Annotated in this window: 19 protein-coding genes and 1 tRNA gene; 9 read left to right on the top strand and 11 right to left on the bottom strand. The window is 39.5% G+C overall.

Annotation, left to right across the window (positions count from 1 at the left end):
* Positions 1 to 7 precede the first annotated feature (7 nt).
* From IR083_RS12290 to IR083_RS12310, 5 genes are all read left to right on the top strand, one after another.
* On the top strand, positions 8 to 1,294 hold the full coding sequence (locus IR083_RS12290) for a tetratricopeptide repeat protein (RefSeq protein WP_194224527.1): 1,287 nt from the start codon (positions 8 to 10) through the stop codon (positions 1,292 to 1,294).
* Positions 1,295 to 1,521: 227 nt separating this feature from the next.
* Positions 1,522 to 2,622, top strand: coding sequence for a methylmalonyl Co-A mutase-associated GTPase MeaB (gene meaB, locus IR083_RS12295; protein ID WP_006798198.1), 1,101 nt, complete (start codon positions 1,522 to 1,524; stop codon positions 2,620 to 2,622).
* A 130-nt stretch (positions 2,623 to 2,752) separates the two neighbouring features.
* Positions 2,753 to 3,715: an ROK family protein gene (locus IR083_RS12300; protein ID WP_006798199.1), complete on the top strand. Its 963-nt coding sequence runs from the start codon at positions 2,753 to 2,755 to the stop codon at positions 3,713 to 3,715.
* Positions 3,716 to 3,878: 163 nt separating this feature from the next.
* Positions 3,879 to 5,045, top strand: coding sequence for an AIR synthase related protein (locus IR083_RS12305; RefSeq protein WP_194224528.1), 1,167 nt, complete (start codon positions 3,879 to 3,881; stop codon positions 5,043 to 5,045).
* Positions 5,046 to 5,261: 216 nt separating this feature from the next.
* Positions 5,262 to 5,483, top strand: a complete 222-nt coding sequence (locus IR083_RS12310; RefSeq protein WP_006798201.1) for a hypothetical protein — start codon at positions 5,262 to 5,264, stop codon at positions 5,481 to 5,483.
* 56 nt (positions 5,484 to 5,539) lie between these two features.
* On the opposite strand, the gene gcvT is transcribed toward IR083_RS12310, so the two are convergent.
* Positions 5,540 to 6,634, bottom strand: coding sequence for a glycine cleavage system aminomethyltransferase GcvT (gcvT, locus tag IR083_RS12315; RefSeq protein ID WP_194224529.1), 1,095 nt, complete (start codon positions 6,632 to 6,634; stop codon positions 5,540 to 5,542).
* A 33-nt stretch (positions 6,635 to 6,667) separates the two neighbouring features.
* A complete protein-coding gene (gene pepT, locus IR083_RS12320; RefSeq protein ID WP_194224530.1) occupies positions 6,668 to 7,888 on the bottom strand; it encodes a peptidase T in 1,221 nt (406 codons plus the stop codon).
* Between the two features lie 273 nt (positions 7,889 to 8,161).
* Between pepT and IR083_RS12325 the strand changes: the two genes are divergently transcribed.
* Positions 8,162 to 8,235 (top strand) — tRNA-Thr (locus tag IR083_RS12325).
* 544 nt (positions 8,236 to 8,779) lie between these two features.
* Here the strand turns inward: IR083_RS12325 and IR083_RS12330 are convergent.
* Positions 8,780 to 9,985: an FAD-dependent oxidoreductase gene (locus IR083_RS12330; protein WP_194224531.1), complete on the bottom strand. Its 1,206-nt coding sequence runs from the start codon at positions 9,983 to 9,985 to the stop codon at positions 8,780 to 8,782.
* A 452-nt stretch (positions 9,986 to 10,437) separates the two neighbouring features.
* Between IR083_RS12330 and IR083_RS12335 the strand changes: the two genes are divergently transcribed.
* The 3 genes from IR083_RS12335 to hemN are packed head-to-tail and all read left to right on the top strand — an operon-like array spanning position 10,438 to position 15,145.
* On the top strand, positions 10,438 to 12,546 hold the full coding sequence (locus tag IR083_RS12335) for a TonB-dependent receptor (protein WP_194224532.1): 2,109 nt from the start codon (positions 10,438 to 10,440) through the stop codon (positions 12,544 to 12,546).
* Positions 12,547 to 12,555: 9 nt separating this feature from the next.
* Positions 12,556 to 13,800 (top strand): MFS transporter, encoded by a 1,245-nt coding sequence (locus IR083_RS12340; protein WP_194224533.1) that lies wholly within the window; start codon positions 12,556 to 12,558, stop codon positions 13,798 to 13,800.
* Positions 13,778 to 15,145, top strand: coding sequence for an oxygen-independent coproporphyrinogen III oxidase (gene hemN / locus IR083_RS12345; RefSeq protein ID WP_194224534.1), 1,368 nt, complete (start codon positions 13,778 to 13,780; stop codon positions 15,143 to 15,145). The genes IR083_RS12340 and hemN overlap by 23 nt, the downstream gene beginning before the upstream one ends.
* Before the next feature lies 1 nt (position 15,146).
* Here hemN and IR083_RS12350 read toward each other — a convergent pair whose 3' ends face one another.
* Genes IR083_RS12350 through IR083_RS12385 form a run of 8 tightly spaced genes read right to left on the bottom strand, consistent with a single transcriptional unit; the run spans position 15,147 to position 22,465 of the window.
* Positions 15,147 to 15,515, bottom strand: coding sequence for a hypothetical protein (locus IR083_RS12350; RefSeq protein ID WP_006798208.1), 369 nt, complete (start codon positions 15,513 to 15,515; stop codon positions 15,147 to 15,149).
* A gap of 22 nt (positions 15,516 to 15,537) precedes the next feature.
* Positions 15,538 to 16,647, bottom strand: coding sequence for a metallophosphoesterase (locus IR083_RS12355; protein WP_194224535.1), 1,110 nt, complete (start codon positions 16,645 to 16,647; stop codon positions 15,538 to 15,540).
* 15 nt (positions 16,648 to 16,662) lie between these two features.
* Positions 16,663 to 17,820, bottom strand: coding sequence for a VWA domain-containing protein (locus IR083_RS12360; RefSeq protein ID WP_194224536.1), 1,158 nt, complete (start codon positions 17,818 to 17,820; stop codon positions 16,663 to 16,665).
* Between the two features lie 12 nt (positions 17,821 to 17,832).
* Positions 17,833 to 18,261 (bottom strand): hypothetical protein, encoded by a 429-nt coding sequence (locus IR083_RS12365; RefSeq protein ID WP_194224537.1) that lies wholly within the window; start codon positions 18,259 to 18,261, stop codon positions 17,833 to 17,835.
* Between the two features lie 33 nt (positions 18,262 to 18,294).
* Positions 18,295 to 18,480, bottom strand: coding sequence for a hypothetical protein (locus tag IR083_RS12370; RefSeq protein WP_006798212.1), 186 nt, complete (start codon positions 18,478 to 18,480; stop codon positions 18,295 to 18,297).
* Between the two features lie 12 nt (positions 18,481 to 18,492).
* Positions 18,493 to 20,784: a DUF5682 family protein gene (locus IR083_RS12375; RefSeq protein ID WP_194224538.1), complete on the bottom strand. Its 2,292-nt coding sequence runs from the start codon at positions 20,782 to 20,784 to the stop codon at positions 18,493 to 18,495.
* Between the two features lie 8 nt (positions 20,785 to 20,792).
* Positions 20,793 to 21,338: a transposase gene (locus tag IR083_RS12380; RefSeq protein WP_194224539.1), complete on the bottom strand. Its 546-nt coding sequence runs from the start codon at positions 21,336 to 21,338 to the stop codon at positions 20,793 to 20,795.
* A gap of 29 nt (positions 21,339 to 21,367) precedes the next feature.
* A complete protein-coding gene (locus tag IR083_RS12385) occupies positions 21,368 to 22,465 on the bottom strand; it encodes an ATP-binding protein (RefSeq protein ID WP_194224540.1) in 1,098 nt (365 codons plus the stop codon).
* Positions 22,466 to 22,536: the final 71 nt, after the last annotated feature.

Consider the following 22,536-nt stretch of genomic DNA (forward strand, 5'->3'; position numbering starts at 1 on the left):
TGGTTTTATGAAACGTATATTATTAGTAACATCATTATGCTTACTTGCCAGCTTTTCGTTCGCTCAGAAGAAAGCTGTGAAAGATGCTAAATCAGCAATGAAAAACAATGTTCCGGAGGCAAGAGAACTTATTAAACCAGCTCTGACAGATCCGGAAACAGCGAGTGATCCTGAAACATGGAAAATAGCCGGAGATATTGAATACAAAGCATTCGACGATGAGCGTACTTTGGAAATGCAAAAAGAAATAACAGGAAAAGGTGGCAACGAAGAAGCTATGTATGTTGGGCTATACAATATGTATGACCCATATATCAAAGCAGACGAACTGGGCCAGATACCTAATGAAAAAGGACAGGTAAAAAATAAATTCAGAAAAGATATCGTTAAGAATATGAGAGACGGCCACAGATTCTATATCAATGGCGGTGTTTTCTATAACGATAAAAAAGATTTCAAAAAAGCAGCAGACTTTTTTGAAAGATATTGGGAATTACCAACACTTGCAATGTTTGAAGATACTCAAGCAGATTTCAATCTGCAAGATACTACATATCAAACCATTAAATACTATGCAGTAATCAGTTCAATCCAGTCTCAAGACCATCCACGTTCAATAAAGCTGTTGAAAAAACTAACATCAGAACCATACATTCAAAACAGTACATACAAAGAAAGTGATGTTTATGAATTGCTTACAAGTGAGTATCAACAAATAGATGATAGCGTAGCTTATGTAAATGCTTTATTGGAAGGTGCTCAAAAATTTCCTAAGAATAAATATTTTACGCCAAATCTGATTAATGAATATATCAGAGGAGGTAAAACTACAGAAGCTATCGCATACCTTGATCAGGCAATTGTAAATGATCCTACAAATACATGCGACCTGATGAGTGTGAAAGCATCTTTATATTCAGAACAAAAAGATTATGCTCAGGCAGAACCTGCATACCAGACCGCTTTGAATGCTGACGCTAATTGCGAAAGAGCATTAGAAGGATTAGGTGTACTATATGTATTGCAGGCTCAGGATATGAAGGAAAAAGCCGGACAATCTACTAACAGAAAAGAACAGGCTGATATGGACAAACAAACAACAGAGTTATACTCTAAAGCATTGCCATACCTGGAAAAATATCGTGATATTCTGAAGAGTAAAAATGCTAACAGTTCAGACTTAAGACCAGCATTAATGAAACTACAGAATGTTTACTATAACCTAAGTCTTCTGAATGTAGATAAATCGAAAGAATTAGATGCAATAGACAAAGAACTTAGCGCATTGAACTAAGTTTATAAATAAATACATAAGAAAGCATCTATAGAGATTTCTATAGATGCTTTTTCTTTTTATTATCTTCTCGTTTTTTGCTATATTTACAAGCTAAATTAAAGATTTAATTAATCAAGGAATAAACTCAGATAAAAGTTATATAATTACTATTATGTTTAATTAAACATTTCAAAAATCTCATATAACTTTCCTATCCTGACTTATTCATAGCAATAAGCATATACATGGAACATTTCGAAAATGATGAACAATTTCAGGGATTGCGCGTAAATAAAGGTACAGAAGAACAGCCGACAGTCAATCCTTACTTAGATAGCTTCAAAAAATTCAAACGTAAAACATATACCGTATCCGAATATGTTGAAGGTATACTCAAGGGAAACATAAGCATCCTGGGACAAGCTGTTACACTTATAGAAAGTGCAAAGCCAGAACATCAATCTGTGGCACAGGAAGTTATCGAAAAATGCCTACCATATACAGGCAACTCTGTACGTGTGGGCATTACAGGCGTTCCCGGTGCAGGAAAAAGTACTTCGATAGACGTTTTTGGGATGCATATCCTTAAAGAAAATGAAGCATCAAAGGTTGCAGTATTAGCTATAGACCCATCCAGCGAACTTACCAAAGGAAGTATTTTGGGAGATAAAACCCGCATGGAACGATTATCTGTAGAGAAAAGGGCCTTCATCCGCCCCTCCCCTTCTGCAGGCTCACTTGGTGGTGTTGCACGTAAAACAAGGGAAACAATTATTCTTTGCGAAGCTGCCGGATTTGATCGTATTATAGTTGAGACGGTTGGAGTAGGTCAATCTGAAACGGCTGTACATTCGATGGTCGACTTCTTTCTATTGATTCAATTAGCCGGTACAGGAGATGAATTGCAAGGAATTAAGCGTGGAATAATGGAAATGGCAGATGGAATTGTTATCAATAAAGCGGATGGCAATAATATCGAAAAGGCCCGTTTGGCCCAATCTCATTTTCAGAATGCTTTGCACCTGTTTCCCCTACCTGATTCCGGCTGGCAACCTAAAGTGTTGACATATTCCGGTTATTATGAAATAGGAATTGATGAAGTATGGAATATGATAGATGAATATATCGATTTTGTTAAAAAGAGTGGATATTTTGAACATAGACGCAATTCACAATCCAGATTTTGGATGTATGAAACGATTAACGAACGACTGAAAAGTAATTTTTATAACGATCCGGAGGTGCAGAAAGAGTTGATTTTATGTGAAAACCAAGTGTTAAATTCACATATGAGTTCGTTCGTTGCAGCCAATAAAGTGTTGGATATATACTTAAAACGCTCATAAATAACCTCTTTTTAACTAAAGGGAAGCCTTATTATTCACTTTTAAAGTCCTTATTTTACCACAGAATTAATTATATTTGTACGCATTATCACAAAAATAATTTCATTGTTGAATTAACATAATATAAATCATGGAAAAACCATATGCTATTGGAATCGATATCGGTGGAACTAACTCTGTTTTCGGTATAGTCGACAAGCGCGGCCATATCATAAATCAGGGTTCTATAAAAACAGGTGCTTACAAAGAAATAAACGAATATGTAGACCATTTATCTGCTGGCGTTCAGGAGATAATAGACCAGGTCGGAGGTTCGGGAAATATCAAAGGTATTGGAGTTGGAGCACCGAATGGTAATTTTTTCACCGGTTGTATCGAATTTGCACCAAATCTCCCATGGAAAGGTGTAATTCCATTGGCTCAAATGCTTACTGACAAATTAAATATACCTGTAGCTCTTACGAATGATGCAAATGCTGCCGCAATTGGGGAAATGACCTATGGTGCTGCACGCGGAATGAAAGATTTCATTGTTATTACATTGGGAACCGGTGTAGGTAGCGGTATTGTGGTTAATGGACAATTAGTATATGGACATGATGGATTTGCCGGAGAATTAGGGCATACAACAGCTATTCGTGAAGGTCGTATGTGTGGTTGCGGAAAAAAAGGATGTCTCGAAACCTATAGTTCAGCAACAGGTGTTGCCCGTACAGCCAAAGAATACCTGCAAACAAGAAAGGATCCAAGCGTTTTGCGTGAATTAGCCATAGATGAAATCACATCAAAAGATGTATATGATGCTGCTGTAAAAGGCGATAAACTGGCTAAAGAAATATTCGAATATACAGGTCAGATTTTAGGTGAATCATTTGCAGACTTTGTTGCATTCTCCAGTCCTGAAGCTATTATTTTATTTGGAGGTTTAATAAAGGCCGGCAAACTCATCTTTGATCCTGTACGTAAGCATATGGAAGAAAATATGTTACCTATCTACCGTAATAAAATTAAGTTGCTAATGTCGGAACTTAAAGAAAGCGATGCAGCCGTACTTGGAGCCAGCGCATTAGGCTGGGAAGTAAAAGACTATTAAAAAGTTAAGCCAAAATAGTAAATGTATATAAACAGCCTGTAGAATAAAGATATTTGCAGGCTGTTTCCTTTTAGCAATTGGAGTTTCAAAATCAGGTTGATTTTATTAACTTTGCCGGGGAATAAATAGGTCTGAGATTAAAATAAACTTATTAATAACAAACATGAGCGATCAACGATATAACCAGCGAGGAGTTTCCGCATCGAAAGAAGATGTACACAATGCTATAAAGAACATTGACAAAGGAATATTTCCAAAGGCATTTTGCAAAATAATTCCTGATATACTGGGCGGAGATCCCGAATACTGCAATATAATGCATGCCGATGGGGCTGGTACTAAATCATCCCTTGGCTATATATACTGGAAAGAAACCGGTGATATATCTATATGGAAAGGTATAGCTCAGGATGCATTAATAATGAATATCGATGACCTTCTATGCGTGGGAGCAACTGACAATATACTGCTGTCATCTACCATTGGCAGAAATAAGATGCTGATTCCAGGCGAAGTTATATCAGCCATTATAAATGGGACAAATGACTTGTGCGAGGAACTTTCTAGCCTCGGAGTAAATATATACCCTACAGGCGGTGAAACAGCTGATGTGGGCGATTTAGTGCGTACAATCATTGTAGACAGTACTGTTACTTGCCGCATGAAACGGTCTGATGTGATTTCCAATGACAAAATACAGGGAGGAGATGTCATTGTCGGCCTTTCATCGTATGGTCAGGCAACTTATGAGAAAGAATATAATGGCGGAATGGGCAGTAACGGCCTAACATCTGCACGCCACGACGTATTTGCCAAATATCTCGCCGCCAAATATCCTGAAAGCTATGATTCCTCCATTCCTCTGGATTTGGTGTACTCCGGAAATATGAAGCTGACCGATGAAATAGAGGGCTTGGATATAGATGCCGGAAAACTGGTACTCTCCCCTACCCGCACCTATGCGCCCGTTATCAAACAGATATTGGAAAAGCTAAGATCTCATGTGCATGGTATGGTACATTGCTCCGGTGGCGCTCAAACCAAAGTTTTACATTTTGTTGATAATGTAAAAATTACAAAGAAAAATCTATTTCCTGCCCCCCCATTATTCAAGCTTATTCAGGAGCAATCCGGTACAGATTGGAAAGAAATGTATAAGGTATTTAATATGGGGCACCGTATGGAGATATACTTATCGCCCGAATATGCTCAGGAAGTGATTGAGATATCCAAATCATACGGAATTGATGCACAGATAGTCGGTTTTGTTGAAAAATCAGATAAAACAGAGCTGGTGATAGAAAGTGAATTCGGTCGTTTTATCTATTGATCAAAAGGATAACATTGATGATATATTATCTTCATGCTAGCTGTTAGTTGCACTTCAACTAAACAAAGTAATAGATAGGTCTGTGACCTTAATTTAGAATGATTACCTATAAGGCTTTATATATTTAACTTCTGTTAATAATATTATAACCGAATAGCACTTATATTTGCAGTATTACCAAACTCAGTGTGTAACTAACAATTAAAAAAGAAAGAGATGAAAAAACTTCTAATGTCAGCTATTATGTGTATCGCTTTTGTTGCATCATCAAGTGTTATGGCTCAGGATACTACTCCTAAAAAAGAGTGCTGCAAAGCCAAAACAGAATGCACAAAAGATAAAAAAGAATGTGCAAAAGACAAGAAAGAATGCACTAAGGACAAGGCTGCTGACAAAAAAGCTTGTTGTACCAAAGATAAAAAAGCTGACAAAAAGTAATTTTAAAGAACTAATACGAAAGGGATTCCGATGGAATCCCTTTCGCTGTTTATATACTATAGCTTCCTGAAAGGCGGTTTCACCACTTCTGCTTTCAGATTTTTATCACGTACTTTAATGAAAACCGGTGTACCCAATGCTGCATACTCTGGTTTAATATAGCCAAGTCCGACGCCTATTTTTGCAGTAGGAGACATTGTTCCGGATGTTACTATTCCGATTTTCTCATTCTTATCGTTTACTATATCATATCCATGACGCGGTATCCCCTTTTCCAACATATGAAATCCGCACAACTTACGGCTTACACCATTTGCCTTTTGACCCTCCAATATGGCACGTGCAGTAAAGTTACGGCCTTCAGTAAATTTAGTTATCCAGCCCAGTCCTGCCTCAATAGAAGTAGTTGTATCATCTAGATCGTTTCCATAGAGGCAAAATCCCATTTCGAGACGTAATGTGTCACGTGCGCCGAGTCCGATCGGCTTAATTCCGAATTCTTCACCAGCCTCAAACAAAGCATTCCATATATCTACACCATATTGCGGGTAAAAGTATATCTCAAAGCCTCCCGCACCGGTATATCCGGTATTGGATATAATCACATTATCCAGCCCGGAACCGGTCAAATTACCTATAGCAAATGAGTAATAAGGAATCTTGGTCAAATCTATTTTAGTCAGTTTCTGCAATGTAGCTAAGGCTTTAGGTCCTTGTATGGCCAATTGTGCAATTTTATCCGAAGCATTTTCCAAGTCAGCAAATTCATCGTTATGCTCCGTAAACCATTTCCAATCTTTCTCTATATTGGATGCATTCACAACCAGCATGTACTTTTCCGGTTCGTAATGATAAACGATAATATCGTCCACAATCCCTCCCTGATCGTTTATTATGGCAGAATACTGCGCTTTGCCTATTTCGAGGGAAGCCACATCATTACTCATCATCCGTCGCAGGAAAGCTTCGGCGCGTGGACCTTTAACCCATATTTCACCCATATGCGAAACATCAAATACTCCTACTCCTGTGCATACAGTCATATGCTCATCTATTATACCGGAATATTCAATAGGCATATTATAACCTGCAAATTCATGCATTTTCGCCCCGAGTTCAATGTGGATATCCGTAAAAGGTGTTTTCTTCATATTTGCTTATATATTTTAAGTATTAACATTATTCTATTTACTTGCAACTATCTCTGTCAGTTTTACAATTACCTCCACAGCTTTTTCCATCGATTGCACAGGAACAAATTCGTAGCGTCCATGGAAATTATGCCCTCCGGCAAAAATATTCGGACAAGGCAATCCCTTAAATGATAGCTGCGCGCCGTCTGTACCTCCTCGTATAGGTTTCACAACAGGGGTCACCCCTACTGCTTCCATAGCTTCAAAAGCCATATCCACAATATGTTTTACAGGTTCTACCTTTTCGCGCATATTATAATACTGGTCTTTTATCTCTACTGTAGTACTATTAGGATACAATTTATTGATGAAGTCCACAGTTTCGAGCATCAAACGCTTACGTCCTTCAAACAAATTCCGGTCATGATCGCGTATAATATAGCCTACTGTAGCTGAGTCTACTGTCCCCGACACATTGGTAAGGTGGAAGAAGCCTTCATATTTGGTAGTATGTTCCGGCCTTTCGCTGGCAGGAAGTAAGGATATTAGTTTATTGGCAACCACAAGTGCATTTGTCATCTTATCTTTTGCATATCCGGGATGTACACTTCTGCCCTGTATATTAATCTTTACACCGGCAGCATTAAAGTTTTCATACTCCAGTTCTCCAATAGGGCCGCCATCCATTGTATAAGCCCATTCACAACCGAATTTTTCCACATCAAATTTATGTGCTCCCAGTCCGATCTCTTCATCCGGATTGAATCCGATACGGATTTTCCCATGCTTTATTTCAGGATGATCCTGAAGATATTTGATTGCTGTAATAATTTCAGCTATACCCGCTTTATCATCTGCCCCCAGCAATGTATTGCCATCTGTTACTATCAAATCCTGCCCTTTATAATCGAGCATTTCAGGAAAATCGGCAGGAGAAAGCACTACATTGGTTTCCTTATTCAGTACTATATCAGTTCCATCATAGTTTTTTACAATACGGGGATTTACATCTTTTCCTGTCAGATCAGGGCTGGTATCCAGATGGGCTATAAAACCGATAGAAGGAACCTTTTTGTCCGTATTGGCCGGAAGAGTAGCCATCAGATAGGCATTATCATCCAGTGTAATATCTTCCAAACCCATTTCACGGAGTTCTTTTTCTATTTCACGAGCCAAAACCATTTGCCCCGGAGTACTTGGGGTTATACCTGTTTCTGTATCCGATTCTGTATCAAATTTTGCATATTTGATGAAACGATCTGTTACTGTCATGTTATTTTGTTTTTTTCTTAATATTTTTTCGTATAAAACGTCAATTTATAAGTCACTGATATCTAACTTCTTTTTCTGGAAAAGACTTCCAATACAAATGTAGTAAAAGGAAATCAAAGGAAAAAATCGAATTCACATTTTGTGAATATGAAAAATTTATCTACTTTTGTCGCGGGTAAGTCCTATACGGTCAGCTCCCGATTAATCCCCCAGGGTTTGATCGCAGCAAGGGCCGTCGGTTGTAGCGACGCGATATAGTCAGCTTACCCACTTGCCTCTTTAGCTCAGTTGGCCAGAGCACGTGATTTGTAATCTCGGGGTCGTTGGTTCGAATCCGACAAGAGGCTCAGAAAAAAGACCGTTTGAAATATTCAGACGGTCTTTTTTATTCGGTGATCTTACAGTTTATTAAAAAAGGGCAACACTATAACCTACGACCACATATACGTTTATTAACTATGTTTAATTAAAACCTGACACATCTGACAGCTTTTTCATCTTTTTCCTCTTGTCATTTTTGCATCCGTTAACTATAATATATAGTTAAAAGGTAACAAAGGTAACACATATTTCAGCTTTTAGCTGATAGCTTTTAGCCGTTAGCTTTGGCTATCGCATAAGTGATTTAACAGTAAACAGTCATCAGTAAACCAACTTGTAACTCGTAACTGCCCGCAGGGCGAAGTAACTTGTAACTGTTAAAAGGTAACAAATGTAACACCTTTTCATTCATTTGCTAATATGCTAATTCTCAAATCTGCTAATCAATCTGTCAAAGAACTATAAGCTAACAGCTAAAGACTGTCGGCTCTTACTATATAGATAAAGTATTTTTCAATTATCAAACTATTATCATTGATCTAAAGATAGCAGAGATATATTCATCGTGAATCAATGCATTGCGCAAAATCTCTCAGATTCGTCTAGCGACCGATGAACACAGTCTTCTAAAGAGAGTCCGTAGAAATAGTTACCAAGCAGATAAATAGTATCTGATTGCTTTGCTCTGGCTACTTGTTCCGCCATATTCAGATGCGGCATACGCAACGAAGGCAATATATGTCTTATCATTTTCCATTCCAGTATATCTTTGCGGGAAATATTCAGCACCCTGCATATAATATCAAACTTTTCATCTTCGTCTTTCTCTCCCTTTTCGAAGTGAAATGTAAAACTTCTCAGCTTTTCATCTTCGACCAGGTCGCGGGATACCGCGGAATGAAAGTCGTCCGAAACAGGTATTATTCCCGCTACATCATGTATTGCCAGCCTGTCCTTCGGCACTATAACATTCAACGATTCGGTCTGAAACAAGGGTATCGACGCGAGTAGTACCGACAAGGGTGTCTCTATATCCTCAATCAGTCGCGATGCAGTCTGGGGATCTGTGGCTATTGCTATACGAGGAGTATTAAATACTTTTCCTTCCATAGTAATTATCCTATACCCGTCACTATTACGCTGAATATCCAACACCTCACATGATTTTTCAATTTGCAGCTTATCTTTTTCTATTATGGAATTCAGGAACGACGACAAACCTTTATTAAAAGTATATTTCCGTGGGAATTCTTTATACCTCTCTTTCCTGTGCTTTAGAAACAATTCGGTTGGATAATCATCCGCACTTTGAGAAATGACGGCTCTGAAAAGCCTTGAGAACAATCTATTATAGTTAGACACCCCCACAACCCTACTGAAATATTCCTTTACGGTTTTATTCTTCTTCGATATAAAGAACATTTTTGGCCCGTTCAGGATAAGGGACGGAAGATACATTTCAGCAAATATCTTTCTTATCTGCCCCCGGGAATATGTTACATAATTCCCTTTACCCAATGGCCTGATCAAATCTGTAGATTCGATATCTCTTAAAATTGACAACAAACGAGTGTAAGAATTGTAACAAGTATGCGCACCAAACTCTCTCCAATAATCAGGGTATTTCTCCGAAAACAGACTTTGCACCTGCCCTCCCGTATTATCATCTTTTTCTATAATCAATACCTTTTTTCCTGCCCTATGCATGTAATGAGCAAAAGATATTCCGCTTATTCCCCCTCCTATCACAATACAATTATACATTGCTTCACTCATATATTTCCTTTTAATATTAGCACAAATAACAAAGATAGTCAGTTAACAGCCATCAGTTAGCAGTTAACAGTAATTCTTTCTAACCTCCTTTTTAATTAACATTAGTTTGCAATATATAGTTAAAAAGTAACAGAAAAACCAATTAATAATTAAGAATGAAAAATTAACAATTAGCTTTTTACTCTCTCTGTAACCTCCTTTGGGGAGGTTGGAGAGTTCGTTCAATACTTCAAAGAGCTATCGGCCAACAGCTAATGGCTACCGGCTAAAAAAATATATAGATAAACTTTTTCTACTTTCTTCTCTATAGTAATAATTATTACACTTAAAAACAGACTCGCATACTATCTTTAATCTATAATTAAATTAAAAAATATCACTACATCTAGTGATTGACTTTTATTAAGGCTTTTACTTAAATTTGCATATCAACTAAAATACATCGAAGCATCTTGAAAAAGAAACCGGACATCAAAAATATTATCAAGATAATATTTTTATTTACAGCTACTTACACACAAGTAAAGGCAGAAGATATACAGGGAGAGAACGATTCTGTGAAAATGAAATTCACAGCAAAAGAAATTGTTATAGAATCATTTAAGCAGAATAACAATCTCTATATACAGCCTGTATCCGCTTCATTACTGACTGGCAAGGAGGTAAAGGATTTTAATATTATAAACATAAAGGAAATCACTTCCCTTGTTCCAAACCTGTTTATTCCCGACTATGGTTCCAAAATGACATCGCCTGCATATATCAGGGGAATAGGCTCACACCGCAATGCTCCGTCTGTAGGGCTTTATGTGGATGGCGTACCGTATTTCGACCGTTCCACATTCGATATCAACATCAACGATATCGACCGTATTGAAGTATTGAGGGGCCCACAAGGTACTATCTACGGACGCAATACCATGGGGGGCATAATCAATGTATTCACCAAATCGCCATTTAAATACAAAGGTACAAACCTGAATCTGACAGTAGGGAATTATGACAATTATCAAACAGGGCTCTCTCACTATGGCAATGTGGATAACAAGGTCGGTTATGCCATATCGGGAAATTACCTGCACTCGGGAGGATATTTCAAGAATACGACAACCGGAAAGAAAGCCGATCCTATAGATGCCGTTTCCACCCGTGCGCGCATCAGCTGGCGTGTGCAGCCCCAATTGCTGATGCATCTGATAATGGCGTATGAATATTCCGATCAGGATGGCTATCCTTACAGGGTACTACATAAAGACACCGGAGAAATAGACGAGGTGAATTACAATGCCCGCAGCTATTACCTCCGGAATATGTCTACAAACGGATTGAACATAGAATATATAACCGACCTGTTTAAACTTAGTTCTCAATCGTCTTTTCAGTTTTATGATGGCAAGCAGGGACTGGATCAGGACTTTACGCCTAAGGATTCCTATTATGTAGATTTTTATCAGCGTCAACAGATGTACTCACAGGAATTTAATATCGGGTCACTGAAAGACGACAGCCGTTATGTATGGCAGTTCGGCCTGTTTGGTTTTCACCAGAGTTATTTCCAGACAAACGATGTTAATAATCTTTTAACAGGAGCACATACAATCCAAAGCGCAAAGAATCCGACTGACGGATTTGCAGCCTACCATCAGTCTACGATTAACGATATTATAACACCCGGTCTATCCCTTGTGTTGGGTGTTCGTTACGATCGGGAGAAAACTAAATCCACTATGATAGGTACCCCGTTGACAAAGGCGGGCGAATCCATTACCGACAAGACTTCTTTTTCGCAATTAACTCCTAAAGCGGCGATTCAATACTCTTTTAAGCAAGACGGATTAGCTTACTTTTCAGTAACAAAAGGGTATAAGACAGGTGGCTTTAACAACACAGCCGAAAAGGAAGAAGACCTGATATTCAACCCCGAATATAGCTGGAGTTACGAGATTGGTTCACGCTCCGGATTTTTCAACAATCTTTTATTCCTCGATTTAGGTTTGTTTTATATCAACTGGGAAAACCAGCAGATATCACAGACCAAGACCAGTGGGAAAGGCTTTATAATCAAGAATGCAGGCAAATCGTCCAGCAAAGGAGTTGAGCTGTCGGCACAAGTGAACCCTGTGAAAAATCTTAGCTTTCAACTGGTGTATGGCTATACAAACGCAAAGTATAAAGACTATAAGGACTATAATGCCACTACCGGGGTAACAACTGCATACGATGATAATTACCTGCCGATGGTACCGCAAAATACAGTTTCCATATCAGCGAACTATACATTAGACATGAACCGGAAATGGCTGGATAATATCATATTGAACGCTCAGTATATTGGAGCAGGCAAATTATACTGGACCGACAAGAATGATATATCACAGGATTATTATGGCCTGTTCAATGGCAAAATTTCTTTCGTAAAGAAAGATTTTTCCATAGATTTGTGGTCGAAAAATATTGGAGGGGAAAAATATAATTCTTATTACTTCTCCACATCGAGTCAACATTATGTGCAAAGAGGCAGGCCGTTTACCTGCGGAGTAAATATGAACCTGAAATTTTAAACTATCGGGATGAAGCTAAACTATCAAAAAGGAGGACACCTGTTTACATTTTTTTGCCTGTATATTGCACAGTCGATCCCGATGAGCTTTTTTTCCACGGTGCTTCCTGTTATTATGCGGCAACAGAATTTCTCCCTGGAAACAATAGGTATGCTTCAGTTGCTCAAACTGCCCTGGATACTCAAATTCCTGTGGTCGCCGATGGTAGACCGCTCAACCTATAAGCTGAACGACTTTAAGCGCTGGATATTCTCATCCGAACTTATCTATGCAAGTATTATCCTTGCCGTTTCGTTCCTCGATTTCCAAACCACTCCCTACCTGATAATAGGCCTTGTCATATTCTCATTCATTGCATCTGCCACACAGGACATAGCAACCGATTCATTGGCCGTACTGTCATTCAGTAAAAAAGATAAGAGCCTTGCTAACAGTATGCAATCGATGGGCAGCTTTGCCGGGGCAATGGTCGGTGGAGGTTTTTTGCTGCTGCTTTACCATAAATTCGGATGGGGTAACCTCCTGCCCTTTCTCGCCTTATTCGTCATCATAGCGATTATCCCCCTCTTTTTCTTCAAGGGTAACAGGGGACATGAAATCATAAAAGAAAAGCAAGCCGAAAAAGCTACGGCAAATGATATACTGGGATTTTTCAGGCAACGGGGTATATGGAAACAAATCGTTTTCCTGTTTTTCTATTATGCCGGGTTGATCGGTATTTTGGCCATGTTGAAGCCTATGCTTGTGGACTATGGGTATGATATGAAAGAAATAGGCGTTATGTCGGGTATTGTAGGTACTTCCACCGGATGCCTTGCTTCCTTCGGAGGCGGTTTCATCGTGCGTAAAATAGGGCGGCACGCCGCACGTCTTATATTTGCCGTATTCACGTTAATTACTACTATATATTTTTGTCTGCTGGTAACTGTACTGCCTGTCAATATAGCGACATTACATTTAGGTATCTCGCTGTTGTGGGGAAGCTACGGCCTGTCTGTCATTGTGGTATATACCACTGCTATGGACTGTGTGCGCAAGGGATACGAAGGTACCGATTTTACTATACAAACGGTTATCACGCACCTTAGCGGCATCATAATGGGCGTCAGTTCGGGTAAGATAGCCGCCATGATTACATACAAAGGTCTGTTTGCTGTGGAAATGTGTATTGCGGCCATTTCATTTACATTTATACTCTTTGCATTCAAATTAAAAGCACCGAAAGAAAAAGATGAAACAAGAATTACTGAATAAATACAGCATACCTGTACCAAGATATACGAGCTATCCACCTGCAAACTTTTTCAACGAATCGTTTACAGCCGGAAAATTCCGTCAGATCGTTATAGAATCGAATAAGGAAAATCCACGGCATATTTCTGTGTATATCCATATTCCTTTTTGTTATCATATGTGCTTCTATTGCGGATGCAATTCACAGTTGCTAAGAGATAACGACATTGTACTGAAGTATATAGATGCATTGAAGAAGGAGATCAGAATGGTGCTTCCCCTACTCGACCGTAATCGAAAGATATCGCAGATACACTACGGCGGAGGTACACCGACATCGCAACCCGTATCGGTACTTAAAGAGCTGAATGAACTGATATTATCCGAATTCGATTGTATAGAAAATCCCGAAATAGCCATTGAATGCCATCCCGGCTATGCCGATGAAGGGTATTGGAATGAGCTTGTAGATGCCGGATTCAACCGTATCAGCCTCGGAGTACAGGACTTTGACGAAGAGGTATTGAAAGCATCGAACCGCAAAGCCCCGAGAATGGCTATGGAAGATGTAGTCCGCATATTACGCAACAGGAATGTGTCGTTGAATATGGATTTTATATATGGGCTGCCGCTGCAAACACCCGAATCATTTGCCAAAACTATAAATAGAGCCATCGCACTGCGTCCCGACAGGATAGTTACTTTCTCTTACGCCCATGTACCCTGGGTAAACGAATTGCAGAAGAACCTGGAGAAAGTTGGCTTACCATCGGTGGAAATAAAGAGCCAGCTATATACAACAGCAAAAAAACTATTAACCGATGCAGGCTATAAAGTTATCGGACTCGACCACTTCGTACTTCCTGACGATGAATTATTCGCTGCTCAACAATCGAAAGCACTGCACCGTAATTTTCAAGGATATTGTACCCGCAGGACTACAGGGCAGGTTTACGCATTCGGCATAACAGGTATCAGCCAGTTGGCAACAGCCTACAGCCAGAATACTAAAGACCTGAATACTTATATCAGGCAAATAAACGAAGGCGTTTTTCCTATTGCAAAAGGCTATATATTGAATGAAGAGGAACAGATTACACGCGAGGTTATTTCTCAACTAATGTGTAATTATACGGTAAATTGGCCGGAGTTGTCCAATACATTGGATATTCCTGTGGCGAAGATAAAATCTGCTGTTAATTATAACGAAACAGCATTACAGGCATTTGCTGCCGATGGGATTATAGAATATAATGAGGATTATATAAGCATCCTTCCCGATGCTGCTCCTTTTGTCCGCAATGTAGCTGCATCTTTCGACAAACTGATAGATACAAAAGAGAACAGATATTCTAAATCTATCTGATTCAGCTATAAATCAATATTTCATTTATAAGGAATACGGCGACACATAACATTATCGCAGTAACAAGACATATAGACAATGACCTGACGTTTCGTTTCGCTGTCGATGCTATTGCCCAGATCAGGGTGATAAAAAACAAAGTTCCATAAATAAAATCCCTGACCGGATATTTTACCGTTTCTATATAATAGGATTCCGCAAGCGGTACTTCTCCTGTAGGTAGTTTCGATACCGTTTCGAAAAAAGTGGCATTTCCAAATGAATAAAAGTATGTACACATCATATATCCACTCAGTAATATGGTGAAGATGGATATTATACGGAAACCGACATTGGTATGCTGCTTATAGTTATTATAATTTTCGTTCATGGGATTTATCGTTTTCCTTAAATTAAAAATTTCTTTTTTGCCCTTTGTTATCAACTATATATTGAATACCATTTTCGATATATAAGGCTGAGCTGTTTTCATAATGATCTACATCTATACGAATAACTTTTCCGCCATAATCTTTCGATATGCTGTCTATTGGTGTATGCCCGATCACAATTGACTTACCTTCAAAATACATTAAAATATCGTTTACCTGAGCTTCTGTCGCTTTTTTATACTGTTTATTGTCATCATCTTCAATGAGACCTCGATACCAGAGAATTCCCTCTTGTGTAAGTAATTCCAATGATTCATCTGTCTTAAAATCATTTGTATCTATAGCTCTCGAAACCTCAAAATTAATTTTTTCCATAGTCAGGTTATATTTTAAGACAGATGGGCTTATACCGGCATGAACAAAAATATAATCTCCTATTTTTATAATTGAGCTTTTACTCCTTATCCATTCACCTAGTTTAGTCTGCTTAGAATACATATGCGAAACATTTGTATGTAGACTTTTAAAAATATCCTTATATTTCTGAGCACAATAATTATCATATCCCGATAATAGAAGCTGTTCGTGGTTTCCTAATAGATAATGTACTTCACCACCATTTCTTTTTGCTTCCTTCTCTAAATAGTAAGTCAGCCATAAGCATTGTGTAACATAATTACCTCTGTCTACCAGGTCGCCAATGATAACCAAATGCCCTTTTCCGAATGTCCATTTATATAATGAGTCTATTACATTATTTGCTAGTAGTAAATCATAATATTTCTCGTAATTTCCTTCAATATCCGATACCGCCAATACTTTATCTGGCATAGGAAATATTCCTTTTTTGTGGATATTTACAGATTGAGAATCAATATTAAAAGACAGCGCGGGATATGGAATACCATCAAATTCATATCTGAAAGTTAAATTCTGCAATTCGGAATTCGAAAAATACAACGAATCAAATATACCATCTCGCTTTTGTGTTATGACCATTGCCGAGTCCCCTTTCATAAAGAGATAAGGACCATCGCCACATGATGTAATAGCATGACGGGTATCTGTTACACATGAATTAGTAAATATAATTATTAGTATTAATAAAACAGAAGTTACAAAGTATCTCATAATACCAATCTATAATCAAACCTTATCCTTTTGCCCAAATTTTGTCAAATCCATACCTTTCAAAGCTGCTTCAACTAATTCAGGCAACTTATCCGGTGAGCAGGCAAAACAGGCGATTTCCAGTTTACTGATTTCTTTACCCAGATTTGCATCATAATCGGGACGTCCGCTATCGGATAACGCCAGCAAAGTTATAACTTTTACGCCATCTTCGTGCATTTGCGACAATCTTCGTAGCAATCCCGCACGCACACCGCCTTCATAGAGGTCGGAAATGAGGATAAACATCGTCTTGCGTGGGTTGGTTATCAGGTCCTGACAATAGGCCACGGATTTGTTGATATCTGTACCACCTCCCAATTGTACGCCGAAAAGCATATCCACGGGGTCGTTTCGGCAAAGCTCCGTCAGGTCTGTAACTTGTGTATCAAACGCCACCACATGTGTATCTAATGCAGGCATACTGGCAAAGATAGAGCCCATCACAGATGAATAAATAATAGAATCGGCCATCGAGCCACTCTGGTCTATATCGAGTATTACCGTCCAGTTCTTTTGCTTCTGGCTGCGTTCGAAGAAGTAGAACTTTTCGGGGATAAGGCGTTTTGTCTTCGTATCGTAATTCTTGAGATTACGGTTTATTGTCCGTTTCCAATCTGTGGAAGCAAAATTACTGATAGGTGAATGCGCTTTTTTATTCAATGCGCCTGTGACTGCCCGGCGCAGGTTCTGTTCCATGCGTTTCATAATTTCGTCTACCACTTCTTTTACCAGTTGGCGGGCAGTTTCTTTCGATTTTTCGGGTATTTGTCCTTTCAGAGCCATCAGCGTACCGACCATCGAGATATCCGGTTTTACATTTTTGAGTGTTTCAGGCTCAAACAATAGCTTTGTCAATCCTTTACGTTCGATAGCATCCGATTGTATTACACTCACCACATCCTGTGGGAAAAACGTACGCACATCGGTAAGCCACTTTGCCAGATTAGGAGCCGAGGGTCCGAGCCCGCCTTTCTTACCTGCTGCCCCACTTTGCGACGTATTCCCATCATAAATGGCAGCAAGGGCGGCGTCCATTACCGACTGTTGTTCGTTCAGCCCTACATTCGCCAAAGCACGGGTATCAGAGCCGAGTATGAGGCGCCAGCGGGTTGTATTTTTGTTATCATTCATCGTTTTACTATATTATTCTTCTGTCTGATATTTATAATACTCCAATGCTTCTTCTTTTGCAAAATCATCGGCTTTGCGATGCTCGGCATATCCTTTCATCCGATTAATATATTCCAGCCTGCGGTTTTTGTTCTTTTCTGCATTGATAATCCTGTTGAACATCCACAAGGTCATATAAGTCGGCTTTCTATCTAATGAAGTAAACAAGAATGGTTCATACTCTCCTGCAAAACTTTCCAATGTATGAACTATCGGACCCGGACTACCCAAATCGTGCATAGGATATCTTTCAAAGATGGATAGTAAAGCCTCGATAGCTAAAGATGCATCTATATTCTTTTTCAGTTCATCAGTTATTTCGTACAATTTTGTTGTATCTGTGGCATCATCTCCTACAGGCTCAAAATCATTCAGTAATTTTATTATATCATTTGTATTCATTACAGGCCAATTAATTTATTAAAAACGATAAGATTACAGGTTACCTTTCTTCTTTTTCACAGTACTACGAATAAACCAAAAAGCCAGCCCGCCTGCAATCAAGAATGCTCCCAGTTTCTCGAAAGCATGGATTATTTCGTCCTGTCGGAATATATCAATAAGCAAAGTCAGAGCAACTAATGTGAAAAATACGCCGAATATGATTTTTACAATTTTCATTTTTATATGTACTTAAAAGTCAAAGTCAAAATCATTTAATTCATCCAATTTCTCTGTTTCTGTCTCGGTCAATTCAGATTGCAATATCTCAGCTGTTGCTTCCGCACTTGTCCCCCAGATGTCGCCCAGCAACTCGGCAATGCTGTTTTTCTGATTTGGTTCAAACTCCCCGAATGCACGCCGCAGGAAAACAACCGAACGGAAAAACTCTTCATCGTCTAACTGTTCAACATACTTGTCCAATTCTTTCCAAAGCGAGACACGGGATAATAACGCATAGCGGTTCCTCCCCGACAGGCCTTCGAACCATCCCGCACCCAAATCGGCAGGAACACCGGGCGATAATCGTCTTGAAACTTCCTTCGCGCAATCGTCTTCACTGGCTAGATTGTGTTCCAGCAGAATAGAAAATGCCGTACCCGACAGTTTTGTATTCAAGTCGTCGCGCCAGGCCAGTTTCAGCAATTCTTTCTGCCATGTTTCCACATCGACCGTTTCATATTGCTGTTGCGATATCAGCTCCATCACATTGATGGCTTGTGCGGTACTACCGGCGGCCTTATCGTCACAAGACGAAGCATCTAACAATAGCAGAGATGAACGCAGGAACAATTGTTGCAGGATAGGGATTAAGGGCTCCAGATTGAACTGCCGCAAGTCACCGTATTGTATCAATATAGATAATTCATGTGCAGCATACGCCGTTTCCTTGAAATCATTGGAATCGACAAGCAAGCGCTGTAAGGTACTCAATGCATTATCAAATATATTTGTCAGATGGCATTCGCAAGCCTGCCGGATAATTTTGGCAGCAAGCGAAACATCGGCGCATTCATTCAATTGTTCTTTCAACTGGTAAGCGGCCGCTATTTCAAGTGTTTCACCTTTCAGATTAGCTTCTACTATTTCAATCTCTACTTCAGGTGTCCAGCGCAAAATCCATTTTTCGGCCCATGTGGCACTATCCTGAGATACACGTACCTCTTCTGCAAAATGTATACCTAATACCCTTAACCGATGCAAAAAGGTAGAGCGGTTCAGATCAATAAAAGCAGCTTCTTTGGTCTTTACTTTCAGGTTTTCGCGCAAATCAAGCGTAAGTTCCTGCGCTACTGCTGATTTATAATTGGTTAGTTTCAGGCGTTTCAGTTCCTGATTCATATCTTCCTGCACGGGAGTTTGACTCACGCCTTCGGGCAAACTACCAATGGCCGTTCCTATATCCACCTTGTTGATAGCCTCGGCAACAGAAGGTAAATCACCCCCGCCAAAGCAAGTGACAACAGCATCATGCAAGTCTTTCAACACAGGGAGCGAACCTCCACGCATCGAAGTCAAAGCATTTGCCAACCGTACAGCCTCGATCACACTGGCCGAAGAAGCGTTATCTCCTTTTTCACGCAAAGCTTTTGCTATTTTTGAGAGATAGACAGCCGATAAATCACTCATTCTATCCTGCTGTATCGCTTTCCACATCAATTCAAAGTAGTACGGTGCACGATTTCCGGCACCATATCCTGTACGGCTACTCAGGCGGAGATATGAATAGGGCATCAGCGTAATTTGGGAAGCAGCACGGGGAATATTCTTAAGTTCTGCATCCGACATGGCAGGCAAATCGCATTGAATACCCGATACATGGTATGCACCAACAATAAGAACTATATCTTCCGGCTTAAAACCTTCTGCGATAGCCCGTTGTATCTCCCTCCGCATATAAGCCTCACGGATAAGATTATACGAGTAATCATAAGGTACACTTTCGTATTCCTTGTCCGCTACCATATCCCGTATCTGTCCCGATTGGTAACTCAGACCATCTCTGAATCTACCGGCATTAAGATTATGTTCGAAATTCCGTTCCCAGTAACTTTCGTAATCGTCTTCTTCATAGTGCCTTGCTACTTTGTCGTAAAGCCCATTATGGAACATATAGAATTCGTCTGCTGCTTCGTTAGCCTCCCTGTTTCTTTCCTGTTGTAGTTTCAGCATTATATCGGAAGGAAGGTCGATAAACCGCACATCCAGTTTCTTTTTCACACCCCAGCATATCGCCTGATATTCGGGAGAATAGGATGCAAAAGGATATAACACGGTCTCGATAGGCAGTTCGGTGGTATATGCTAATACTGCAATAGGCGGTTTTACAGCCTTGTTTGCAATATTATACAGCATATCCGTAGCATCGGAAGGTCCTTCTATCAGGATACATTTGGGTTTCTTTACCTCCAGATATTGTATCAGGTGATAGGATGCTCCCGGCGACAGATGGCGCACACCGAAAATATTATATTGGTTGGTCATTTTTTATTCTAATTGTAATAATCGTCTGTTTGCCAATGTTTAGGATTTTCACAGATGTATTCCGTTATTTTTTGGTATGAGTCATCGTTACGGATAATGTGTTCGTAGTAGTTGCGTTGCCAGATAGACGCTGTTTGTCGTAGGGGCGAATAAATATTCGCCCGCATAACATATTCTTTATAACGTTTCATTACACCTATTTTAAATCCGCGAATAACAGAACCTATCGTTTTAACAGGAGAGCTGAATTGAATATTATCGGGCGAATGTTTATTCGCCCCTACAGCAGCACAGATTCCTATAATCCCATGTATGTGATTTGGCATTATAACAAATTCATGCAGTTCCACATGATGGTAATGCTCAGGTATGGCCAGCCAGCATTCTTTTGCCATATTTCCCACATCATTCAAAACCATCTCCTCTTCTACAATTTCTCCAAATAAACATACCTTATCTTTCGTGCAAATGGTCACAAAATATAATCCTTCTTGTGAATAATCATATTCATAAAGGCGGATGCTTCGACGTTGAGATATACTTTGATTGGCCATTTCCTGTGTTTTTCAATATGAAAAAGCTATTACCCGTTCATATCACTACATGTATTATACAATCCGCGCCACGATGCCCCACGTTTTTTCATTACGTTTTCGAGGTATTCTTTCCATACCAGCTTGTCTTTGTCTTCGTCTTTTACAACAGCACCCTGTAATCCGGCAGCAATATCTTCATCAGTAATAGTACCGTTTCCAAAACTGGCAGCAAGTGCCATACTGTTCGTGATCAGAGAAATTGCTTCCGCAGTAGAAATTACACCACTCGGCGATTTTAGTTTTTGTTTTTCATCCAATGTCAGACCCTGACGAAGTTCGCGGAAAATAGTAACTATCTTTTCTATGGCTTCATTGGTAGGCAAGTTAGCTTTCAGACGGTAGTTACCGGATATTTCGGCTACACGTTTGGTTACGATTGATACTTCCGTTTCCAGATTCGCTGGGGCAGGCAATACGATGATATTAAAACGGCGTTTCAATGCCGAAGACATATCATTCACACCCCTGTCTCGTGTATTCGCTGTGGCGATAATGGAGAAACCACGCTGTGCAGGAAGTTCTTTTCCCAGTTCGGGGATAGCTATTGTTTTCTCCGACATTATAGATATCAGTGCATCCTGAACTTCAGACGCACAACGTGATATTTCCTCGAATCGGGCAATACTACCCGTTTCCATCGCACGGTATATCGGGCTTTTTATCAATGCTTCATTAGACGGGCCGTTAGCCAGTAACATAGCATAATTCCATGAATAGCGGATAGCTTCTTCGCTTGTTCCGGCTGTACCCTGTATCACCTTAGCCGAATCGCCACAAATAGCAGCCGTAAGATTCTCCGACAACCATGATTTTGCTGTTCCCGGCTCTCCGATAAGCAGTAAAGAACGGTCGGTAAGAAGTGTTGCAATTGCTATTTCTACAAGGCGGTTGTGGCCTATATATTTGGGTGTGATGTCTACACCGTTGGCTTTGCCTCCTACTACGAATTTCAATACTGCTTTTGGTGAAAGTTGCCAACCAATGGGCTTTTCCTCTTTTTTATCTTCTTCTTTCAGCGCTTCCAATTCATGCGCATATAGTAACTCGGCGGGTAACCGTAGTACGTCTTGTTTTTTTTCTGACATTATTCTTTTGTTTTATATGTTTAATAATTTCAAGATTTCAGGTTTCAAGATTTCAAAATAATGAGAATTTT

The sequence above is a fragment of the Dysgonomonas sp. GY75 genome, assembly GCF_015234155.1.
Lineage (GTDB): Bacteria > Bacteroidota > Bacteroidia > Bacteroidales > Dysgonomonadaceae > Dysgonomonas > Dysgonomonas gadei.

Bases quoted from the DNA above. Each gene is read 5' to 3' on its own strand.
- IR083_RS12330 (WP_194224531.1), bottom strand. From the start codon at position 9,985: ATGAGTGAAGCAATGTATAATTGTATTGTGATAGGAGGGGGAATAAGC.
- pepT (WP_194224530.1), bottom strand. From the start codon at position 7,888: ATGACAGTAACAGATCGTTTCATCAAATATGCAAAATTTGATACAGAA.
- IR083_RS12350 (WP_006798208.1), bottom strand. From the start codon at position 15,515: ATGAACGAAAATTATAATAACTATAAGCAGCATACCAATGTCGGTTTC.
- IR083_RS12375 (WP_194224538.1), bottom strand. From the start codon at position 20,784: ATGACCAACCAATATAATATTTTCGGTGTGCGCCATCTGTCGCCGGGA.
- IR083_RS12355 (WP_194224535.1), bottom strand. From the start codon at position 16,647: ATGAGATACTTTGTAACTTCTGTTTTATTAATACTAATAATTATATTT.
- IR083_RS12365 (WP_194224537.1), bottom strand. From the start codon at position 18,261: ATGAATACAAATGATATAATAAAATTACTGAATGATTTTGAGCCTGTA.
- IR083_RS12380 (WP_194224539.1), bottom strand. From the start codon at position 21,338: ATGGCCAATCAAAGTATATCTCAACGTCGAAGCATCCGCCTTTATGAA.
- hemN (WP_194224534.1), top strand. From the start codon at position 13,778: ATGAAACAAGAATTACTGAATAAATACAGCATACCTGTACCAAGATAT.
- IR083_RS12340 (WP_194224533.1), top strand. From the start codon at position 12,556: ATGAAGCTAAACTATCAAAAAGGAGGACACCTGTTTACATTTTTTTGC.
- IR083_RS12370 (WP_006798212.1), bottom strand. From the start codon at position 18,480: ATGAAAATTGTAAAAATCATATTCGGCGTATTTTTCACATTAGTTGCT.
- IR083_RS12310 (WP_006798201.1), top strand. From the start codon at position 5,262: ATGAAAAAACTTCTAATGTCAGCTATTATGTGTATCGCTTTTGTTGCA.
- gcvT (WP_194224529.1), bottom strand. From the start codon at position 6,634: ATGAAGAAAACACCTTTTACGGATATCCACATTGAACTCGGGGCGAAA.
- IR083_RS12300 (WP_006798199.1), top strand. From the start codon at position 2,753: ATGGAAAAACCATATGCTATTGGAATCGATATCGGTGGAACTAACTCT.
- IR083_RS12360 (WP_194224536.1), bottom strand. From the start codon at position 17,820: ATGAATGATAACAAAAATACAACCCGCTGGCGCCTCATACTCGGCTCT.
- IR083_RS12305 (WP_194224528.1), top strand. From the start codon at position 3,879: ATGAGCGATCAACGATATAACCAGCGAGGAGTTTCCGCATCGAAAGAA.
- meaB (WP_006798198.1), top strand. From the start codon at position 1,522: ATGGAACATTTCGAAAATGATGAACAATTTCAGGGATTGCGCGTAAAT.
- IR083_RS12290 (WP_194224527.1), top strand. From the start codon at position 8: ATGAAACGTATATTATTAGTAACATCATTATGCTTACTTGCCAGCTTT.
- IR083_RS12385 (WP_194224540.1), bottom strand. From the start codon at position 22,465: ATGTCAGAAAAAAAACAAGACGTACTACGGTTACCCGCCGAGTTACTA.